The organism is Solimonas soli DSM 21787, from assembly GCF_000474945.1.
GTDB lineage: Bacteria > Pseudomonadota > Gammaproteobacteria > Nevskiales > Nevskiaceae > Solimonas > Solimonas soli.
In genome coordinates this window covers 222,366-240,810 of sequence record NZ_KI440838.1, presented here as the reverse complement: position 1 = coordinate 240,810, position 18,445 = coordinate 222,366, and the positions used below count along the sequence as shown (strand labels likewise).

General features: G+C 69.9%; 14 protein-coding genes. 10 read left to right on the top strand and 4 right to left on the bottom strand.

All coding sequences use genetic code 11. The features are described 5' to 3' along the window. Nucleotides 1-158 precede the first annotated feature (158 nt). Entirely contained in the window at nt 159-1,361 is a 1,203-nt protein-coding gene (locus K344_RS0117475) for a DcaP family trimeric outer membrane transporter (RefSeq protein ID WP_028081752.1), read from the bottom strand. Nucleotides 1,362-1,558: 197 nt separating this feature from the next. Between K344_RS0117475 and K344_RS0117470 the strand changes: the two genes are divergently transcribed. From K344_RS0117470 to K344_RS0117460, 3 genes are read left to right on the top strand one after another with little or no spacing between them, the layout of a single operon-like run. Beyond that, complete coding sequence (locus K344_RS0117470) at nt 1,559-1,762, top strand: hypothetical protein (RefSeq protein WP_028081751.1); 204 nt, start codon at nt 1,559-1,561, stop codon at nt 1,760-1,762. Beyond that, the gene (locus K344_RS0117465) at nt 1,759-4,683 is read left to right on the top strand and encodes a sensor histidine kinase (RefSeq protein ID WP_051362360.1); all 2,925 of its coding nucleotides are present in this window, start codon (nt 1,759-1,761) and stop codon (nt 4,681-4,683) included. Before K344_RS0117470 ends, K344_RS0117465 begins: the two co-directional genes overlap by 4 nt. A gap of 13 nt (nt 4,684-4,696) precedes the next feature. Further along, nucleotides 4,697-6,034 (top strand): sigma-54-dependent transcriptional regulator, encoded by a 1,338-nt coding sequence (locus K344_RS0117460; protein ID WP_028081749.1) that lies wholly within the window; start codon nt 4,697-4,699, stop codon nt 6,032-6,034. 16 nt (nt 6,035-6,050) lie between these two features. On the opposite strand, the gene K344_RS0117455 is transcribed toward K344_RS0117460, so the two are convergent. Together K344_RS0117455 and K344_RS0117450 are read right to left on the bottom strand one after the other, a co-directional pair. Further along, nucleotides 6,051-6,365 (bottom strand): 2Fe-2S iron-sulfur cluster-binding protein, encoded by a 315-nt coding sequence (locus K344_RS0117455; protein WP_028081748.1) that lies wholly within the window; start codon nt 6,363-6,365, stop codon nt 6,051-6,053. A 4-nt stretch (nt 6,366-6,369) separates the two neighbouring features. Next, entirely contained in the window at nt 6,370-7,080 is a 711-nt protein-coding gene (locus K344_RS0117450) for a type 1 glutamine amidotransferase domain-containing protein (protein ID WP_028081747.1), read from the bottom strand. Nucleotides 7,081-7,253: 173 nt separating this feature from the next. On the opposite strand from K344_RS0117450, the gene K344_RS0117445 reads away from it, so the two are divergent. The 5 genes from K344_RS0117445 to K344_RS0117425 all read left to right on the top strand — a co-directional run bounded on the left by K344_RS0117445 (nt 7,254) and on the right by K344_RS0117425 (nt 14,312). After that, entirely contained in the window at nt 7,254-9,869 is a 2,616-nt protein-coding gene (locus K344_RS0117445; RefSeq protein WP_028081746.1) for a LuxR C-terminal-related transcriptional regulator, read from the top strand. A 178-nt stretch (nt 9,870-10,047) separates the two neighbouring features. After that, nucleotides 10,048-12,288: a TonB-dependent receptor gene (locus K344_RS22355; protein WP_051362359.1), complete on the top strand. Its 2,241-nt coding sequence runs from the start codon at nt 10,048-10,050 to the stop codon at nt 12,286-12,288. A 130-nt stretch (nt 12,289-12,418) separates the two neighbouring features. Continuing rightward, nucleotides 12,419-13,465: a Rieske 2Fe-2S domain-containing protein gene (locus K344_RS22350; RefSeq protein WP_084197572.1), complete on the top strand. Its 1,047-nt coding sequence runs from the start codon at nt 12,419-12,421 to the stop codon at nt 13,463-13,465. A 17-nt stretch (nt 13,466-13,482) separates the two neighbouring features. After that, nucleotides 13,483-13,884 carry a YybH family protein gene (locus K344_RS0117430; RefSeq protein ID WP_028081745.1) on the top strand — a complete coding sequence of 134 codons (402 nt, stop codon included), beginning with the start codon at nt 13,483-13,485 and terminating at the stop codon, nt 13,882-13,884. Between the two features lie 2 nt (nt 13,885-13,886). Next, entirely contained in the window at nt 13,887-14,312 is a 426-nt protein-coding gene (locus tag K344_RS0117425; protein ID WP_028081744.1) for an SRPBCC family protein, read from the top strand. Nucleotides 14,313-14,354: 42 nt separating this feature from the next. Here the strand turns inward: K344_RS0117425 and K344_RS0117420 are convergent, their stop codons facing one another. Further along, nucleotides 14,355-15,308, bottom strand: a complete 954-nt coding sequence (locus tag K344_RS0117420) for an aldo/keto reductase (protein ID WP_157623091.1) — start codon at nt 15,306-15,308, stop codon at nt 14,355-14,357. Between the two features lie 134 nt (nt 15,309-15,442). Between K344_RS0117420 and K344_RS0117415 the strand changes: the two genes are divergently transcribed. Both K344_RS0117415 and K344_RS0117410 read left to right on the top strand, forming a co-directional pair. Next, nucleotides 15,443-16,450, top strand: coding sequence for a CE1 family esterase (locus tag K344_RS0117415; RefSeq protein ID WP_028081742.1), 1,008 nt, complete (start codon nt 15,443-15,445; stop codon nt 16,448-16,450). A gap of 253 nt (nt 16,451-16,703) precedes the next feature. Next, the gene (locus K344_RS0117410) at nt 16,704-18,380 is read left to right on the top strand and encodes an MFS transporter (protein WP_051362358.1); all 1,677 of its coding nucleotides are present in this window, start codon (nt 16,704-16,706) and stop codon (nt 18,378-18,380) included. Nucleotides 18,381-18,445 lie beyond the last annotated feature (65 nt).

The window sequence follows — 18,445 nt, the reverse complement described above, 5'->3', positions numbered from 1 at the left end:
GTTGACGGCCGCCCGGGGCGACGACGCGGCGGCAATCCAGGCTTGCGCGGCGCGCAAAAAGGCCGCGGCCGCATTCCGGGAGCAATGCGACCGCGGCGACACGGCCGGCGCCGGAGGCGAGGTGGCGGCTGGCGATGCGGGGAACGGCGCTGCGGCGATCAGAACATGTATTTCGCCGAGAACTGCAGACGGTCGAGGGCGCCGTCGTCGCCGTTCTCGACCTTGCGCTGCGCATGGCGGAACTCGACGCCGACGGTGAGCGGCTTGACCGGCGAGTAGAGCAGGTTCACGGCGGCGCTGTAGACGCTCTTGGTCGTGGTGCCGGCGACGAGGTGCTCGTCGTTGTCGATGTGGATGCCGGACAGCGCCACCGTGCTGCGCAGGCGCTCGGTCCAGGGATGGCGGTAGGCGACGTAGCCGGCGACCAGGGGCACGGTATCGAGGCCGGTGCCGCTGCCGTCGACCACGGCGTCGGAGCCGGTGCCGAGCGCGACGTAGCGGCCGATGCCGTCGCCGCCGGTCAGCATGAAGCGGACGTCGTCGCGGCCGAAGGGAATCTTGCCCGACAGGCTGACGCCGCCGCCGATCGCCGTGTCGTCGCGCGCCGGCACCGCCGGCGGGCCGGCGACGGCGGCGTTGTCGATCTTCAGCTGGCGCAGCAGGCCGGCGACCATCAGTTCGGCGCGGCCGAGCCTGAAGCCGTAACGCGCGGTGAGGTCCGGCAGGATGTTGTCGTCGGTGCTGCCGACGCCGGCGACCGTGGTCTGCGGGTTCTCCAGCGCGATGGCGAAGCCGCCCTGCGTGTAGCGCACCTGCGGCTGGCGCGCGAACACGGTGCCGTCGCTCGGGAAAGCGACGAAGTCGAGCGTTTCCGGAATCGCGCCGAGATTCTCGAACGTGGTCCAGTCCTGGCCGAACAGCCAGTTGTCGAAGGTGATGTAGGCGCGGCGCAGGGCCGGGTTGTAGGCGTTGGTGACGTTCTCGTTGCCGGCGCCGCTCGCCGCGTTGCTGATGGTCGGGTTGATCTGGCCGCTGATGAAATCGAACTCGATCACGGTGCCGAGCTTGTGGCCGTCGATCGGCGTGTCGGTCTTGATGAACAGGCGCGTTTCCTTGGCCTGGAAATCGAGCGTCGAATGCGAATCGCCGCTGCCGTCCGAGACCGGGATCGAACTCGGCACGTAGAAGTCGCGCGCCGTGCCCTGGCCGACTTCGCCGTCCGAGAAGCGACTGGCCAGCACGTCGAGCTTCACGTAGCCGCCGATCGCCAGGATCGTATCGCCGATCTTCGTTTCGACGGCCTGCGCCGCCTGCGCCGCGCACAGCGCTGCCGCTGCCGCGGCGATGCCTAGCTTCTTCATGACTCCTCCATATCGTTATCGGGCACCGGCACGGAACCGGCGTGAGTCAGCGGGGGCAAGCGCTGTGCCACGTCATCTTTGCCAAGCGCGCCAAGCACTTGCGCCAGAGACAGCGGGGCTTGCGGCAATCCCGCTGTCACCTTCCGGAACCGGACTGTTACGCTGCGTAACGGCAGCACGAGAACGAGGAGACGCGCATGCAGCGCGACACGGACCGCGGATCCAGCAGCGGCGGCGGCAATGACCGCGCCGTCGTGCTGTTCCTGCTCGCGCTCGGCGTGCTGCTGCCGCCCGGCCTGTGGGTGTGGACCGGCGGCGGCCGGCCCTGGTGGTGGCTGTACGCGGCCTGGTTCGCGGTGATCGTCGCCACCGCCCTGCTGCAGGGGCGCCGGCCGCGATGAGCGCGCTGCCGACACCGCTGTGGCAGCCGCAACTCGGCCAGTTGCTGCTCGCCGGGCTCGGCTATCTGGCGGTGCTGTTCGTCGTCGCCTACGCCGCCGAGCGGGGCGCGCTGCCGCAGCGCCTGATCCGCCATCCGCTGACCTACACGCTGTCGCTCGGCGTCTACGCGACCACCTGGAGCTTCTACGGCAGCGTCGGCTTCGCGCACACGCAGGGCTACCTGTTCCTGACCATCTACGTCGGCGTCACGCTCGCTTTCGTGCTGGCGCCGGTACTGCTGCAGCCGCTGCTGCGCCTGGTGCGCGACTACCAGCTGACCTCGCTCGCCGATCTCTTCGCCTTCCGCTACTCAAGCCCGTGGACCGGCATGCTGGTCACGGTCTGCATGCTGGCCTCGGTGCTGCCGTACATCGCCCTGCAGATCCAGGCGGTGGTGACCTCCGCGCAGGTGCTGACCCAGGAAGCCGCGACCGGCATGCTGGCGCTGGTGTTCTGCGCGACGGTGACGCTGTTCGCGGTGCTGTTCGGCGCGCGCAACGTCACGCCGCGCGAGAAGCACGAAGGCCTGGTGGTGGCGATCGCCTTCGAATCGCTGATCAAGCTGCTGGCGCTCGCCGCCTGCAGCGCGGTCGCGCTGTTCGGCGTGTTCGGCGGTCCGGCCGGGCTCGACGCCTGGCTCGCCGCGCACCCGCAGAGCGTCGCCGCGCTGCAGACGCCGCTGCGCCAGGGCAGCTGGACGACCTTGCTGCTGCTCGCCTTCTCGGCGGCCTTCCTGCTGCCGCGGCAGTTCCACATGCTGTTCGCCGAGAACATCAATCCCGACGGCCTGCGCACCGCGAGCTGGGCCTTCCCGCTGTTCCTGCTGCTGCTCAATCTCGCCGTGCCGGTGCTGCTGTGGGCCGGGCAGGCGGCGCAGCTGCAGGTGGCGCCGGACTACTACGCGCTGGCGCTGGCGCGCCACGCCGGCCAGCGCTGGCTGGTGTTCCTCACCTTCATCGGCGGCATCTCCGCGGCCAGCGCGATGATCATCGTCGAGAGCCTCGCGCTCGCCGCGATGTGCCTCAACCACCTGATCCTGCCGGTGTGGATCGGCAGCGGCGCGCAGCCCTCGCACGATCTCTACCGTCGCCTGCTGTGGGGCCGCCGCGCCCTGATCGGCATCGTCATCTTCATCGGCTACGGCGCCTACGCGACCATGCGCCAGACGGCCGGTCTCGCCCACCTCGGCCTGATCTCCTTCGTCGGCGTCACGCAGTTCCTGCCGGCGGTGCTGGCGATGCTGGTCTGGCCGCGCGCCAACCGCGTCGGCTTTCTCGCCGGCGTGTCCGGCGGCATGACGATGTGGCTGCTGATCCTGGTCTGGCCGCTCGCCTTCGGCACGCCTTCGCCGCTCGCGCCGCTGCCGCTGCACGACGAGGATCCCTGGCTGTTCGCGACCTTCTGGTCGCTGGCGGTCAACGGCCTGCTGTTCGCGCTCGGTTCGCTGTCGACGCGGCCGAGCGCCAAGGAGCAGGCCGCCGACCAGGCCTGCCGCCTCGATGCCGTGCTGCTGCTCAGCGAACAGCCGCGCACCCTCGGCGTCGGCGAACTGCGCGGACGTCTGGCCGACGCGCTCGGCGAGGAGGCCGCGCACGCCGAGATCGAGCGCGCGCTCAGCGATCTCAAGCTCGACGCGCGCGAGCGCCGGCCGCGCCAGCTGCACTACGTGCTCGAACGCCTGCAGCGCAACCTGTCCGGCCTGATCGGCCCGCAGCTGGCGCGCGAGGTGCTCGCCAGCGACGACGACGCGCTGCCGCGACGCCGCCTCGTCGAGGAGGAGCTCGAACATTCGCAGGACCGCCTGCGCGGCCTCGCTGCCGAGCTCAACCACCTGCGCCGCTTCCACCGCCAGATCCTGCAGGACCTGCCGATCGGCGTCTGCTCGCTCGGCGCGCGACACGAAGTGCTGCTGTGGAACGAGCGCATGGCGACGATCACGCAGCTGCCGGCCGACGCGGTGCTCGGCGCGCGCATCGCCGAACTGCCGGCGCCGTGGCCGGTGCTGTTCGCGCAGCTGATCGAAGCCGGCACGCCGCATCTCTACAAGCAGCAGGCGCTGCTCGCCGGCCACACGCGCTGGCTCAATCTGCACAAGGAGGAAGTGCGCGAGGCCGGCAGCGACACCAGCGGTCTCGTGCTGCTGGTCGAGGACCTCACCGAGCAGCAGCGCCTCGAAGCGGAGCTCGCGCACAGCGCGCGCCTGGCGTCGATCGGCACGCTGGCCTCCGGCGTCGCGCACGAGATCGGCAACCCGCTCACCGGCATTTCCTGCATCGCGCAGAACCTGCGCGACGAGGACGATCCGCTCGAACGCGAACAGGGACTCGACGACATCCTGCAGCAGTCGAAACGCATCAGCGACATCGTGCAGTCGCTGCTCAGCTTCGCGCGCAGCTCGCCGGCCGACACGCGCAACCGCCTCGCCCTGGCGACTCTGGTCGACGAGGCGATCCGCCTGGTGCGCCTGTCGCGCAGCGGCCGCGACATCCGCTTCGCCAATGCCGTGCCGGCGACGCTGTCGGTCGACGGCGACGGCGCGCGCCTGACGCAGGTCTTCGTCAACCTGCTCGCCAACGCCGCCGACGCCTCGCCGCCGGACGGGCGCGTCGAGATTCGCGCGGCGCAGGGCGCGGCGAGCGTGACGGTCGAGGTGCAGGACTGGGGCGCCGGCATCGCCGCCGAGCTGCAGGACCGCATCTTCGAGCCCTTCGTCACCACCAAGGAGCCGGGCCGCGGCACCGGGCTCGGCCTGCCGCTGGTGTTCCGCATCGTCGCCGACCACGGCGGCAGCATCGGCGTCGACAGCCGGCCCGGTCACGGCACCACTTTCACGCTGCGCCTGCCGGTCGCGTCCGACGCGCTGCACGGCGTGCTCACCTGAGGCAGACGTTCACATGAAACGCATCCTCGTCGTCGAAGACGAAGACGTCATCCGCCGGCAGCTCGCCCGCCTGCTGACGCGCAACGACTACAAGATCAGCGAAGCCGGCAGCGTCGCCGAAGCCGAAGCGCTCGGCCTCGCCACCTTCGACCTGATCATCGCCGACGTGCGCCTGCCCGGCGTCGCCGGCACCGAGCTGATCGCGCGCGCCGCGCCGGTGCCGGTGCTGGTGATGACCAGCTACGCCAGCATCCGCTCGGCGGTCGAGGCCATGCAGCTCGGCGCCGCCGACTACATCGCCAAGCCCTTCGACCACGACGAGATGCTGCTGACCATTGCGCGCATCCTCAAGAGCGGCCTGCAGGCACGGCAGAACGCGGCGCTGAAGCAGGACGTCGAACGCGACTGGCCGACCTTCGGCATCGTCGGCCGCAGTGCCGTGATGCGCGAGATCTTCGATCGCGTGCGTCGCGTCGCCGCGACCGACGCCACCGTGCTGATCCGCGGCGAGTCCGGCACCGGCAAGGAACTCGTGGCGCGCGCGATCCACGACCAGGGCGCGCGCCGCGACGGCCCGTTCATCGCCGTCAACTGCGCGGCGATTCCCGAGAACCTGATCGAAGCCGAGCTGTTCGGCCACGAGAAGGGCGCCTTCACCGGCGCCGTGCAGCGCAAGGACGGCCTGATCGCCGCCGCCAACGGCGGCACCCTGTTCATGGACGAGGTCGGCGAGCTGGCGCTCGCGGTGCAGGCGCGCCTGCTGCGCGTGCTGCAGGAGGGCGAGATCCGCCCGGTCGGCAGCATCGTGTCGCGGCGCGTCGACGTGCGCCTGCTCGCCGCCACGCATCGCGATCTCGAGAAGATGGTGCAGGAGCGCGCGTTCCGCGACGATCTCTATTACCGGCTGTGCGTGTTCGAGATCGCCATGCCGCCGCTGCGCGCGCGCGGCGACGACATCGAACTGCTCGCGCGCTATCTGCTCGACAAGGCGGCGCGGCGCCTCAGCCGCGCCGGCCTGCGCCTGTCCGAGCGCGCGCTTGCCGCGATCCACCGCTACCACTGGCCGGGCAACGTGCGCGAACTCGGCAATGCGCTCGAACGCGCGGTGATCCTCTGCGACGGGCCGGCGATCGAGCCCGAACACCTGGCGATTCCCGGCGACCGCCCGGCGCCGCCGCAGCCGGTCGCGGCCGGCAGCGACGGCCACAAGCTCGACGACTACTTCCGCAACTTCGTGCTCGCCAACCAGCATGCGATGACCGAATCCGAGCTCGCGCGCGCGCTCGGCATCAGCCGCAAGACGCTGTGGGAGCGGCGCGGCAAGATGAACCTGCCGCGCAGCCGAAGCTGAGCGCGGCGCCCGACCCTCAGCCGCAGTGCGACGCGGCGCGGACGACGATGCCGTCGAGCTCGCGCGAGACCAGCACCTGGCAGCTCAGCCGCTGCGCTCCGGGCTCGCAGCCGAGACCGTCGAGCAGCGCGAGTTCGTCGACCTGCGCGTCGGGCAGGCGCGCCCGCCACGCCGCGTCGATGCTGACGACGCAGGTGCCGCAGGAGACGCCGCCGCCGCAGACCGCGTCGACGAGCCCGAGTTCGCGCAACGGCTCCATCAGCGGCGTGCCTTCGGACAGCTCGTGTTCCCGACCCTCGCCGTCGGCGCCGACGATGACGATCCGCGGCATGCGCTCAGGCGCCGACCGGCTCAGCGCGCGTGCGCGTGGCGAGCGCCTCGATCAACAGCTGTCCGCAAGCGCCGGCCGAGGCGGGGTTCTGCCCCGTCACGAGCAGGCCGTCGCGCACGGCGTGCGAGCCGAACGGCTCGGCGGCGAAGCTCAGGATCGCGCCGGCCGCGCGCAGCGGCGCTTCCGGCATGAACGGCACGAGCTTGTCGTATCCCGCGAGCGCGTCCTCGCGGTCGCTGATGCAGGTGAGCCGCCTGCCTTTGACGAAATCCGGACCGGCGTGCGGATTGAGCAGTCCGGCGACGCCGTGACAGACGCCGCCGTACGCGCGGCCGCTGTCGGCGAAGCGGCGCAGCAGGCGGCCGAGCAGCGCGTCGTGCGGGAAGTCCCACATCACGGCGGCGCCGCCGACGAGGAAGATCGCGTCGAAGCCGTCGGCGTCCAGCGCGGCCAGCGAAGGCGTCGCCCCGAGCAGCGCCATCGCCTCGCCGTCGTCGAGCAGACGGCGGCCGTCGTCGGTGAGCCACGGCGCCGCGCGGCTCGCCGGATCGAGCGGCGCCGCGCCGCCCCGTATCGAGGCGAACACGGGCACGCAGCCCGCGTCGTGCAGCACCCAATAGGGCGCGGCGAGCTCCTCGAGCCAGCTTCCGGCCGCCATGCCGCCTTCGCCGAGATGCGCCTGCGATGTCAGGACCAGCAGAACCTTCGATGCCATCTTGTCCTCCTGCGGCGGAGCGCCGGCGTTGCGGTGACGGCACTCTAGCGACGCGGTCTGCGCGGCGCGCTCTACCAAAAAGGGAGAGGCCGGCGTACGGTAAGGAGGCACAGCTTTTGCTGGCTTCTGCAGACCGAGCATTGTGACGGCGATCTTTCGCCAGCGAGGCAACTGTGTCGAACCGCGCCGCGCGAAGTTTCCAGCGTAGCTCCGAGGCGAAGGCTTTCCTGCCGCGTCCGGGACTGGTCGACGCCGCCCTGCCCGACGGCGGCAGGGGCCTGCTCGTGCTCGCCGCGCCCGCGGGCTACGGTAAGACCTGGCTCGCCCGGCAGCTCGCGCAAGTCTGGTCGGAGCGGAATCCGGAACGCGTGCGCGTCTGGACGCTGCACAGCGCGACGAGCCTCACGCAGGCACTGCGCTCATTCTGCGAGCTCTGCGGCCACGCCGGCATGCCAGCCTCGCTGAATCCCGACGTCGCCGCGGACACCGCGCTCGAAGCCATGAGCCAGTGCCCCGGCGGGCTCGGCACGCTGATCGTCGACATGGATGGCGCGCCGCCGGGACACGCGGTGAAGTCGCTCGTGCGCCAGATCCTGCTCGAATTCTGCACGCAGGGCCGCGCCGTGCTCGCCTGCCGCAATCCGCACGTGCTGCCGCTCGAGCGCATCGCCATGTTCGCGCCGGTGCAGCGCTACGGCAGCGCCGAGCTCGCCTTCGGCGTCGACGAGATCGCCGCCGCGCAGGCACTCGGCCGCGACGCCGCGCTGCGCTGGATGGAGCTCACGGAAGGCTGGCCGCTCGCCTGCGGCCAGCGCTCCGCGGCCTTCGCCGACGCGACGCCCGACGATCTCGTCGCGCGCCTCGCCGAGCATCGCGCCGACTATTTCGAGCACGAGCTGCTGGCGGCGCTTCCGGCGCGCGACCAGCGCCTGCTGATGCAGGCCGCCGTGCTCGATGCCGTCGAGCCGGGCATGCTCGAGGCGCTCGATGCGACGGCTTCGCTGCCACGGCTGTTCGGCCTCGTCGAGGACGGCCTGCCGGTCTCGGCGCGGTGGACGGACCACGACCGCGTCGTCCTCCATCCCGTGCTGCGCGCCTTCCTGCTGCGCCGCCTGCGCGTCCAGGCGCCGGCGTTGCATCAGGCCGCACAGCGGCGCGCCGCCGAAGCCTGCGCCGACGCCGGGAATTACCGGCAGGCGCTCGCGCACGCGCGCCGCACCGGCGATCCCTCGTTCGCGGCGCAGATCACCGAGCGCAGCGGCGGCTGGCGCGTCATCTGGCACGACGGGCTGCGCGCGCTCGATGGCGGCGCGCCGAACATCGCGGGCCTCGCGGAGCGCTTCCCGGCCGCGATCCTCGCGCGCATCTACTGGCAGGCACAGACCGGCCGCGTCGACGAGGCACAGCGCGCGCTCGACGCCGTGCGCGCGCACCAGACGCCCGCGAGCCTGCACGTCGACCTCGCCGTGATCGCCACCGTCGTCGACGTCTATCGCGACCGTCCGTTCGCCGAGGAAAGCCTCGCGCAGCTTGAGCAGCGCGCCGGCGACGCGGCGGCGAGCGAGGCGCCGCTGCTCGCGCCGAGCGCGGCGGCGGTCGCCTGCGCGGTCCTCAACAACGCCGGACTGTACGAGCGCACGCTGCCGAGCGCGCGCGCGGCGATCCTCGAGGCCGAAGCGCTCGACAGCGCCTACGTCGAGCTCTACGGACGCTGGCAGTGCGCACTGGCGCTGCACGGGCTCGGCCGCGTCGGCGAGGCGCTCGGCGAGTACGAGCGGGCCGCGGCGCTTGCCGGGGACGTGCTGGGCGAAGCGAGCAACGAGCGGCGCGTGATCCGGCTCGACGCGGCGCATGCCGCGTACCTCGCCGGCGAGAACGAACGCGCCGAGTGCCTTGCCGGCGACCTCACGAGCCTCTACCGCCTGCACTCGTGGTTCGAAGCCTACGCGCGCGCGCTCGACGCCGCTGCGGCGCTGAGCCGCGCCAGCGGCGACCGCGCGCTCGAGGAGCACGTGCTCGAGAGCTTCGCCGATCTCGCCGCGCGCCGACGCCTGCCGCGCCTCGACATCCTCGTGCGCCTCCATCGCGCACGGCGCGCCGGCGCCGACGGCGATCTCGAGGCCGCCGGCCATCTCTGCGCCGAAGCGCTCGCGCGCGCGCGCCAGCAGCCGCCCGCGACGCCGGACGGCGTGCGCGTCCTCGCGCCGGCCTGGCTCGAGACGGCACGCCTCGCCCTCGCGGGCGCACGCTTCGACACAGCGGCGGAGGCGCTCGCGGCGCTGCAGGCGCTGCAGCCGGCGCCGCGCGACGGCGGCATCCATCTCGAAGCCGCGCTGCTCGCGGCCTGTCTCGCCATGCGCGGCCGCCGCTACCGCGAGGCCGCGCGCCATCTCGCGCGGGCCGTGACGCAGGCCGAGCGCAGCGGCCTGCGGCGCCCCTTCCTCGCGCACGCGCCCCTGATCGACGAGCTCGCCGAGCTCGCGCGCCTGCGGCCGATGAACTTCGACGCCGACGTACTGCGCCGCGCACGCGCGCTCGCCGGCCCCGCGCCCGGCGCAGACGCTCCCGCGCGACGCATGCCGACGCCCGGCGGACGCCTGCTGCTGACCGAGCGCGAGCTCGACATCCTGCACTTCCTCGTCGACGGCCTGTCGAGCAAGGAGATGGCGCGGCGGCTGCAGATCGCCGAAGGCACCATCAAGACGCACCGCAAGCATCTCTACGAGAAGCTCAAGGCAGGCCTGCGCTCGCAGGCGATCACGCGCGCACGCGAGCTCGGGCTGCTCTGAGGCTCCGCGCGCCGCGCCGGTGCGCCACCTCTCTCCCTTTTTGGTGGATGGGAAGCGTCCCCGCCCTTTGTTGCAATCCCGTTGCCGGAGAGCGCCTTCGCAAGGCCGGGAATCTCCGCGCCACTCACGATCAGACGGGGATTTCGACATGGGGACACCCAGTTGTCCGCAACGCGCGATGCGCCGGGGCACGGCGCATTGGCTCTTGATGCTGTTCGCGCTCGACGCCGGCCACGCGTTCGCGCAGGAAGCCGCCACGCCACCGGCCGACGCCGGCACGACAGCGATACCGCCACCGTACGCAACCATTCCCGTTCCTGACGCGGCGCCGGCCAGTCCGGCGACGCCGGCCGCCGACGCGGCCGACCTGGACGCCGTCCAGACGATCGTCGTCACTGCGCGCAAACGCGAGGAGCTGCTCAGCGAAGTGCCCGTCTCGATCCAGGCCTATACCGGCGACACACTCGAACAGGCGGGCGTCGGCACGGTCAAGGACCTGACTCGGCTGACCTCGAATTTCAATCTCATCGAGGCCCAGCAGCCTGGCGTCGTGCTCATCAACATCCGCGGCATCGGCCAGATCCGCATGGGCGAGGCGCCGATCGCCGTGGTCGTCGACGGCGTGCAGAGCAACATTCCGAACGAGATCACGCAGGAGCTGTTCGACGTCGAGCGCATCGAGATGCTCAAGGGACCGCAGGGCTCGATCTACGGCCGCAACGCCGAGGGCGGCGCCATCAACATCGTCACCCGGCAGCCGACCAACGACTTCAGCGGCCGCCTCAAGGGCACCTGGGGCAACGGCGACGATCAGCGTGTCTCGGCCCAGTTGTCGGGGCCGATCGTGGACGATGTGCTGCTGTTCCGTATCGCCGGACAGTACCGCGACTTCGGCGGCCTCATCAACGACGAGACGCTCAACCAAAAGGTCGACGACGAGCATGCCAAGAGCGTGCGCGCCAACCTGCTCTTCATCCCCACGGACCGGCTGACGTTCTCGCTGACCGGCACCTACGACGACATCCGCGCCGGTGCCGCCTACTACGTGCCGTACTCGCTGCTGCGCGGCCTCGGCCAAGACCGCGACATCAGCGATCCGAAACCGGTCATCCTCGACCACAAGGGGCTCGGCACGCGGCGCATCGAGGAGGTCTCGCTGCGCGCCGACTACGACGCGGGCTTCGCGAAGCTGTCCTCGGTCAGCGCCTACTCCAAGCTCGACTCGTATCTGAGCGAGGATCTCGACTACCTGCCGCTGCCGCTGCTGACAGCGATCCAGACGGTCGACAACAAGGCGTTCAGCCAGGAGCTGCGCCTCACCTCGAACGATTCCGGCGCGCTGCACTGGCTGCTCGGCGGCTACTACCTCTCGGTCGACCGCGAGACGCTGACGCAGCCCTACATCGCGCAGGACCTGACGGACGCGCTCGGCCTGCCGTTCTCGATCCCGTTTGTCAACAAGCATTTCGCCGACAGCAACCACTCGTACGCGGCCTTCGGACACCTCGACTACGACATCAGTAGGGCATTCCAGGCGAGCCTCGGCCTGCGCTACGACATCGACGACCGCCACCAGGTGAGCCTGCTCAGCGACGGCGCCGTGAACGACGCGACGTTCCGCTCGCTGCAGCCGCAGTTCACGCTCAGCTATACCTTCGACACGCCGCCCAACGGCCTCATCCAGCATTTCATGCCGTACGCGACGGTCAGCAAGGGCTTCCGCAGCGGCGGCTTCAACCCCACGGACAAGGTCGGCCGCCAGTACAAGAAGGAAGAGCTCTGGAACTACGAGGCCGGATTCAAGAGCCAGATCGGCAAGCGCAGCTTCTTCAACGCTTCCTTCTTCTACATGGACATCGCGGACCGGCAGGTCTACACGCTCGACCTGCTGACCGTCTCGCAACTGATCGCGAACCCCATCCCCAAATCGCACGTCGCCGGCCTCGAGCTCGAGCTGTCGACGCAGCCGATCCGGCACCTGCAGATCGGCGCCGGCTTCGGCCTGCTGCGCTCGCGGATCGACTCCTACGATCCGAGCGTCTACGCCAACACCGTCGCGCGCGGCGACTTCGACGGCAACCAGCTCAACCAGGTGCCCGGCTACTCGTACAACGCCTACATCGAGTACCACCAGCCGATCGCCGCGCTCGAGCTGATCGGGCGCGGCGAAATCAATGGCTCGGGCGGCGACTACTACTGGGAGATCGACAACGAGGACAAGCGCGCGCCGCAGCACTTCGTGAACTTCCGGCTGACGCTGAAGGGCGAGCACTGGTCGCTGGCCGGCTTCGTCGACAACGCCTTCAACGAGCGCTACGTCGTCGAATTCGTACCCTACGAATTCAGCGGCGGCCTCTCCGATCTCGGCCTGCCGAGCCGTCCGCGCCGCTACGGCGTCGAGCTCGGCTTCAACTTCTGAGCACCGCGCGCTCTCCCTTTTTGGTGGATGGGCGGAGCCGGAACGCGTCTGCTGCAATCGGCCCTACCATCCACCCGCACAAGCCCGGACTGTTCCCGCCCCGGGCGGCTTACCGCCACAGGAGAACCCCATGGATGACGTGAAACCCGCAGCCCCCACCGAACCGGTCGCACGCCGCGACCCCATCCCGCTCGCGGAACGCCGGCGCTTCACCGGCATGCACGTGCCGGCCGAAGGCGAGGGCGGCCTGTTCACGCAGTCGTGGTTCCCGATCGCGCTGTCCACCGAAGTGCCCGCCGGCACCATCATCGGCCGCGACTTCCTCGACGGGCGCGTGGTGATCTACCGCGGCGAGGACGGCGTGGTGCGCGTGCAGAGCGCCTATTGCCCGCATATCGGCGCCGACCTCTCGGTCGGCAAGGTGCTCGGCAACCGCGTGCAGTGCGCGTTCCATCGCTGGGAATACGACGAGAACGGCATGTGCGTGAAGACCGGCGCCGGCCTGCCGCCGCCGCCCGGCGCCTGCCTCTACACCTTCCCGGTCACCGAGCGCTTCGGAATCATCTACGTCTTCAACGGCTACGAGCCGCTATGGCAGATCGCCGACTTCGAGTACCCGGACGAGCAGCTCGTCGCCGAAGCGTTCATGTCGGAACTCTACACCTGCGATCCGTGGATCTTCGCGTCCAACACGCCCGACACGCAGCACATCTCCGTCGTGCACGGCTTCAAGTTCAAGAGCGACGATCCGATGAACAGCATCAAATGGGAGCCGTGGGGCTTCCGCATGAAGATCGACGCCTTCCACCAGGACAATGAAGACCTCGCCTGGGAGGCCGGCATCTACGGCAGCAGCACCTTCCTCCAGCAGGGCACGGTCGACGGCTGGTGGCTCGGCATCGCCGCCGGCTTCTCGATGCCGAAACCCGGCACCCACTACGTCTTCATCTCCGTGCTCGTGCGCAACGTCGACGTCGAAGGCGGCAAGACACTGCGCGAGCGACTCGACTTCGGCAAGTTCCTGCTCGCGCGCACTGCGGCCGAGGACAAGCCCATCCTCGACAGCATCCACCACAAGGTCGGCTATCTCACCAGGGCCGACACCGCGCTGGCGCGCTACTTCGACTTCCTGCGCAACTATCCGCGCGCGCATCCCTCGCGCGACTTCATCCGCTGAAAGACCGGACCGACATCATGAGCATCGAAGCACCCGACGAGATCCGGCGCATCATCAAGGAGCGCAGCGACCTGTTCGAGAAGAACTTCGCCGCGGGCGACGCGGCGGCGATCGTCCGCGACTACTACGTCCCCGACGCGCTCGCGCCGACCGTCTCCGAAGGCAGCGGCCCGACAGTCGTCGGGCACGCCGCGCTGACGAGCCTGTTCGAGGCCTTCTGCAAGGACTTCGCCAAGGCCCGCCAAGTGCCGCGCTACATTCGCGCCGACCGCGACCTCGCATACGAGGTGTCGAACTCGTACCTGACGCCAAAAGCCGGCGGCGACGAAGTGGAATTCCGTTACGTCGCCGTCTGGCGCCGCTGCGCGGACACCTGGCGCGTCGAGACGGATTTCTTCGCGCTCGGCAAGCTGGTCTGACCATGGCGAGCTTCGAGATCGCCGCCCGCTTCGACGCGCCGGCCGAGAAGGTCTGGGGCTTCGTGAGCTGGGACGGCATGCCCGTACTGACGAAGGGCGGCTTTTTCACCAGAGCCGAGTTCCCGGCCGGCCCGCAGATCGCACCCGGCGCGCTGCGCCGCGTGCACCTGCCGGAAGGGCCACCGTTCGTCGAGCGGCTCGAGGAGATCGTGCCCAAGGACTTCTACTACCGCTATCGACTCGTCGACACCGGCGCACTGCCGATCACCGACTACACCGGCATCGTGCGCGTCACGCCGGCGGGGTCCGGCTGCTGCCTGAAGTTCGGCCACTGCTGCACGCTGCTCGAGGGCGACGCGGCCTCCTGGTTTCAGGCCTGGTCCGCCATCGAGCAGCAGGTCTTCGATTTCATCCGGCGCTCGCTCTGAGCGCGGCGGCGCGGCGCACATGCCCGGCTTCAATAGCGAAGCTCAGGCGCTGGCCTTGTCAAGTTGCGCGAGATCGTCCGGCGACAGCGCGAGCCTCGCCGCACCGAGCAAGTCACGTAGCTGCTCGACGCTCGTCGCGCTGGCGATCGGCGCGCTGATGCTCGGACGCGCGAGCTGCCAGGCAAGCGCGACCTGCGTCGGCGTCGCCCGCAGGCGCGCGGCGATGTCGCGCAGCGCCTCGACGATGCGCCAGCCGCGCGGCGTCGCGTAGCGCTCGAGCATCATCGCGCGCGGACGTCCCGCGAAGTCGGCGGCGCTGCGGTACTTGCCAGTGAGGAAGCCGCTCGCAAGCGCGAAGAACGGGATGACACCGACCTGCTCCTTCAGCACCAGCGGCTCGTATTCGCGCTCGTAGGCGGTGCGCTCGCAGAGGCTGTACTCGGGCTGCAGCGTTTCGTAGCGCGGCAGGCCGTGTTCGCGCGCCACGCGCAAAGCCTCGGCGAAGCGCGCGCCGCTGTAGTTCGACGCGCCGATCGCACGCACCTTGCCCTGCTCGATCAGGCGCTGGAAGGCGCCGAGCGTGTCGGCCAGCGGCGTGTGCGCATCGTCGGCGTGCGCCTGGTAGAGGTCGATGCAGTCGGTCTGCAGGCGCCGCAGCGACGCCTCGACCGCCTTGCGCACGTAGTCCGGCGCGAGGCCCTGCAGGCCCGGCCCCATCGGCTTGCCGAGCTTGCTGGCGAGCACGATGCGCGCACGTCGCGCGCCGCCCTGCGCGAGCCATCGGCCGATGATCGTTTCCGACTCGCCGCCGGCGTTGCCGGGCGCCCAGTGCGAGTAGTTGTCGGCGGTGTCGACGAGATTGCCGCCGGCGTCGACGAAGGCGTCGAGCAGCGCGAACGAGGTCTTCTCGTCGGCGGTCCAGCCGAACACGTTGCCGCCGAAAGCCAGCGGCGCGATCTCGAGGGCCGAGCGGCCCAGCGTGCGCATTTCCATGATGAACGGTCGCGATCCGCCGGCGTGGTTGGCCCATGAGTATCGCACCACGCCGAAGCGTCGTCCGGGGCGGACGAACGGCGCGCCGCGCGGAGCCGGGCCGGCTTACGCTCACAGCGTCATGGGAGAAAATGTCTATGCGCCTGTTGATACTGCTCGCCGCCCTGCTTGGCACCACGCCGGCTTTCGCCGCCACCGTCAGCAATTTCGTCGGTGCTTACACCGGCCCCATCGGTGACCTTACCGTCTCCGACGCCAAGAAGGCCGGCAAGCTGACGGCCAACACCGTCGTCACGATCAACGGTCGTCTGCTGACCCTGCCGCGCGGCTCGGCGGCCTTCGACATCAGCTTCGCGCACGCTGGCGCCACGCGCCGCTTCCTCGTCGTGCGGCCGGAGCCGGCCAATGCGAACGCGCCGGCGGTGTTCGTGCTGCACGGCACCGGCGGCACGCCGGAAGCGCAGTCGAACCTGACGGTCATCGCCGAGAGCGTGGTCGCCAACGGCTACTGGGCGATCCTGCCGGAAGCGCTGGACGGCGGCTGGAACGATGATCCCGGCTACTCGAACGGCACCGATGACGTCGGCTTCCACGCCAAGGTCATCGACATCGTCACCGGCTACCTCGGCCTCGATGCCGACCGCCTCTATCTCAGCGGCCTGTCGGACGGCGCGTTCATGGCCGAGCGCCTCGGCTGCGAGCTGTCGGACCGCATCGCGGCGATCGCCCTGGTCGCCGGCACCATCAGCAAGGGCCTGTCGCTGGCCTGCGCGCCGGCCACGCCGCGGCCGGTGATCCTGGTCAATGGCAGCGCCGACCCCATCGTGCCGTTCAACGGCGGGCGCGTCGGCGTGCTGTCGGCGCCGGACGCCTTCTCGTTCTGGCTGTCGCGCCACAACTGCACGGCGAGCGCGACGAGCAGCGTGGCCTTGCCCGACACCGCCGCCGACGGCACGACGACGACCCTGCTGCGCAATGTCGGCTGCGGCAGCGGCGGCGAAGTGCGGCAGTACATCGTCAACAACGGCGGCCACACCTGGCCGGGCGGGCGCCAGTACATGTCCGAGTCGCTGATCGGCAAGACCAGCCAGGATTTCAGCATCAACGCCGAGATGTGGAGCTTCTTCAGCGCGCACCCGCGCTGAGCCCGCAGCCGGTGCGGGCGGCCGGAGAGTTGCGGTACTTGCGGCGCGGCATGCTTGCACTCCCAGGCAGCCGCGCCGCTTTCGTTTTGTTACGTGCTGTTACGTCACGTAACAGCCGTCATCGGGCTGTAACCCTCAAGTCCCTGTTTTCATTCATTCTCGATCATGGCATCGGTCCTGCTGTGCAGACTGCTGACGCCGTCTGCGCGCGGGAATCCGCAACGGCCATAACGACATCGAGGAGAACAGCAATATGAGCAGCCCGGCCGGCACCTTGGGTGCCTCGCAGACCACGATCGGCAAATCGGAAGCGCGGCGCGTGATCTTCGCGTCATCGCTCGGCACCGTCTTCGAGTGGTACGACTTCTACCTCTACGGCTCGCTGGCGGCGATCATCGCCAGGCAGTTCTTCTCCGGCCTCAACGACACCAGCGCCTTCATCTTCGCGCTGCTGGCTTTCGCCGCCGGCTTCGCGGTGCGGCCGTTCGGCGCGCTGGTGTTCGGCCGGCTCGGCGATCTGGTCGGCCGCAAGTACACCTTCCTCGTCACCATCCTGATCATGGGTCTGTCGACCTTCCTGGTCGGCGTGCTGCCGAGCTACGCCTCGATCGGCGTCGCCGCGCCGGTGATCCTGATCTCGCTGCGCCTGCTGCAGGGCCTCGCGCTCGGCGGCGAGTACGGCGGCGCCGCGACCTACGTCGCCGAGCACTCGCGCGACGACAACCGCGGCTACGCGACGAGCTGGATCCAGACCACCGCGACCGGCGGCCTGTTCCTCTCGCTGCTGGTGATCCTCGGCTGCCGGCTCGCGCTCGGCACCGAGGCCTTCGAGGCCTGGGGCTGGCGCATTCCCTTCCTCGTCTCGGCGCTGCTGCTGGCGATCTCGGTCTACATCCGCCTGCAGCTCAACGAGTCGCCGCTGTTCAAGAAGATGAAAGAGGAAGGCAAGCATTCGAAGGCGCCGCTCTCGGAAGCCTTCGGCCAGTGGAAGAACCTCAAGATCGTCATTCTCGCCCTGTTCGGCGCCACCGCCGGCCAGGCCGTGGTCTGGTACACCGGCCAGTTCTACGCGCTGTACTTCCTCACGCAGACGCTGAAGGTCGACGCGACGACCGCCAATCTGCTGGTCGCCGCCGGCCTGCTGATCGGCACGCCGTTCTTCATCTTCTTCGGCTGGCTGTCCGACCGCATCGGCCGCAAGTCCGTGGTCATGGCCGGCTGCCTGATCGCGGCGCTGACCTACTTCCCGATCTTCAAGGCGATCACGCACTACGCCAATCCGGCGCTCGAGACGGCCGCGGCGACCAGCCCGGTCACCGTGATCGCCGATCCGGCACAGTGCAGCTTCCAGTTCGACCCGGTCGGCAAGAAGGTCTTCAACAGCTCCTGCGACATCGCCAAGAGCGCGCTGGCCAAGGCCGGCATCCCGTACGCGAACGAGGCCGCGCCGGCGGGCACCGTGGCGCAGGTGCGGATCGGCAGCACGCCGGTCGACGCCTTCAACGGCAAGGCCCTCGACAAGGCGGCCTTCAAGGAGCAGAACGCCGCCTTCGGCAGCGCGCTCGGCGAGGCGCTGACCGCCGCCGGCTATCCGAAGAAGGCCGATCCCGCCGCGGTCAACAAGCCGATGCTGGTGATCCTGCTCGCGATCCTCGTCATCTACGTGACGATGGTCTACGGGCCGATCGCCGCCTGGCTGGTCGAGATGTTCCCGACGCGCATCCGCTACAGCTCGATGTCGCTGCCGTACCACATCGGCAACGGCTGGTTCGGCGGCTTCGTGCCGACCATCGCCTTCGCCCTGGTCAGCCTGCACGGCGACATCTACTACGGCCTCTGGTATCCGATCGTGATCGCGGTGATGACACTGATCATCGGCACGCTGTTCGTCCGCGAGACCAAGGGCAGCTCGCTGCACGCGCACGACTGAACGTCGCCGCGCAAGAAAGCCCCCGGCCCGCGCGCCGGGGCTTTCGCGCGAGCGGCACCGCGACG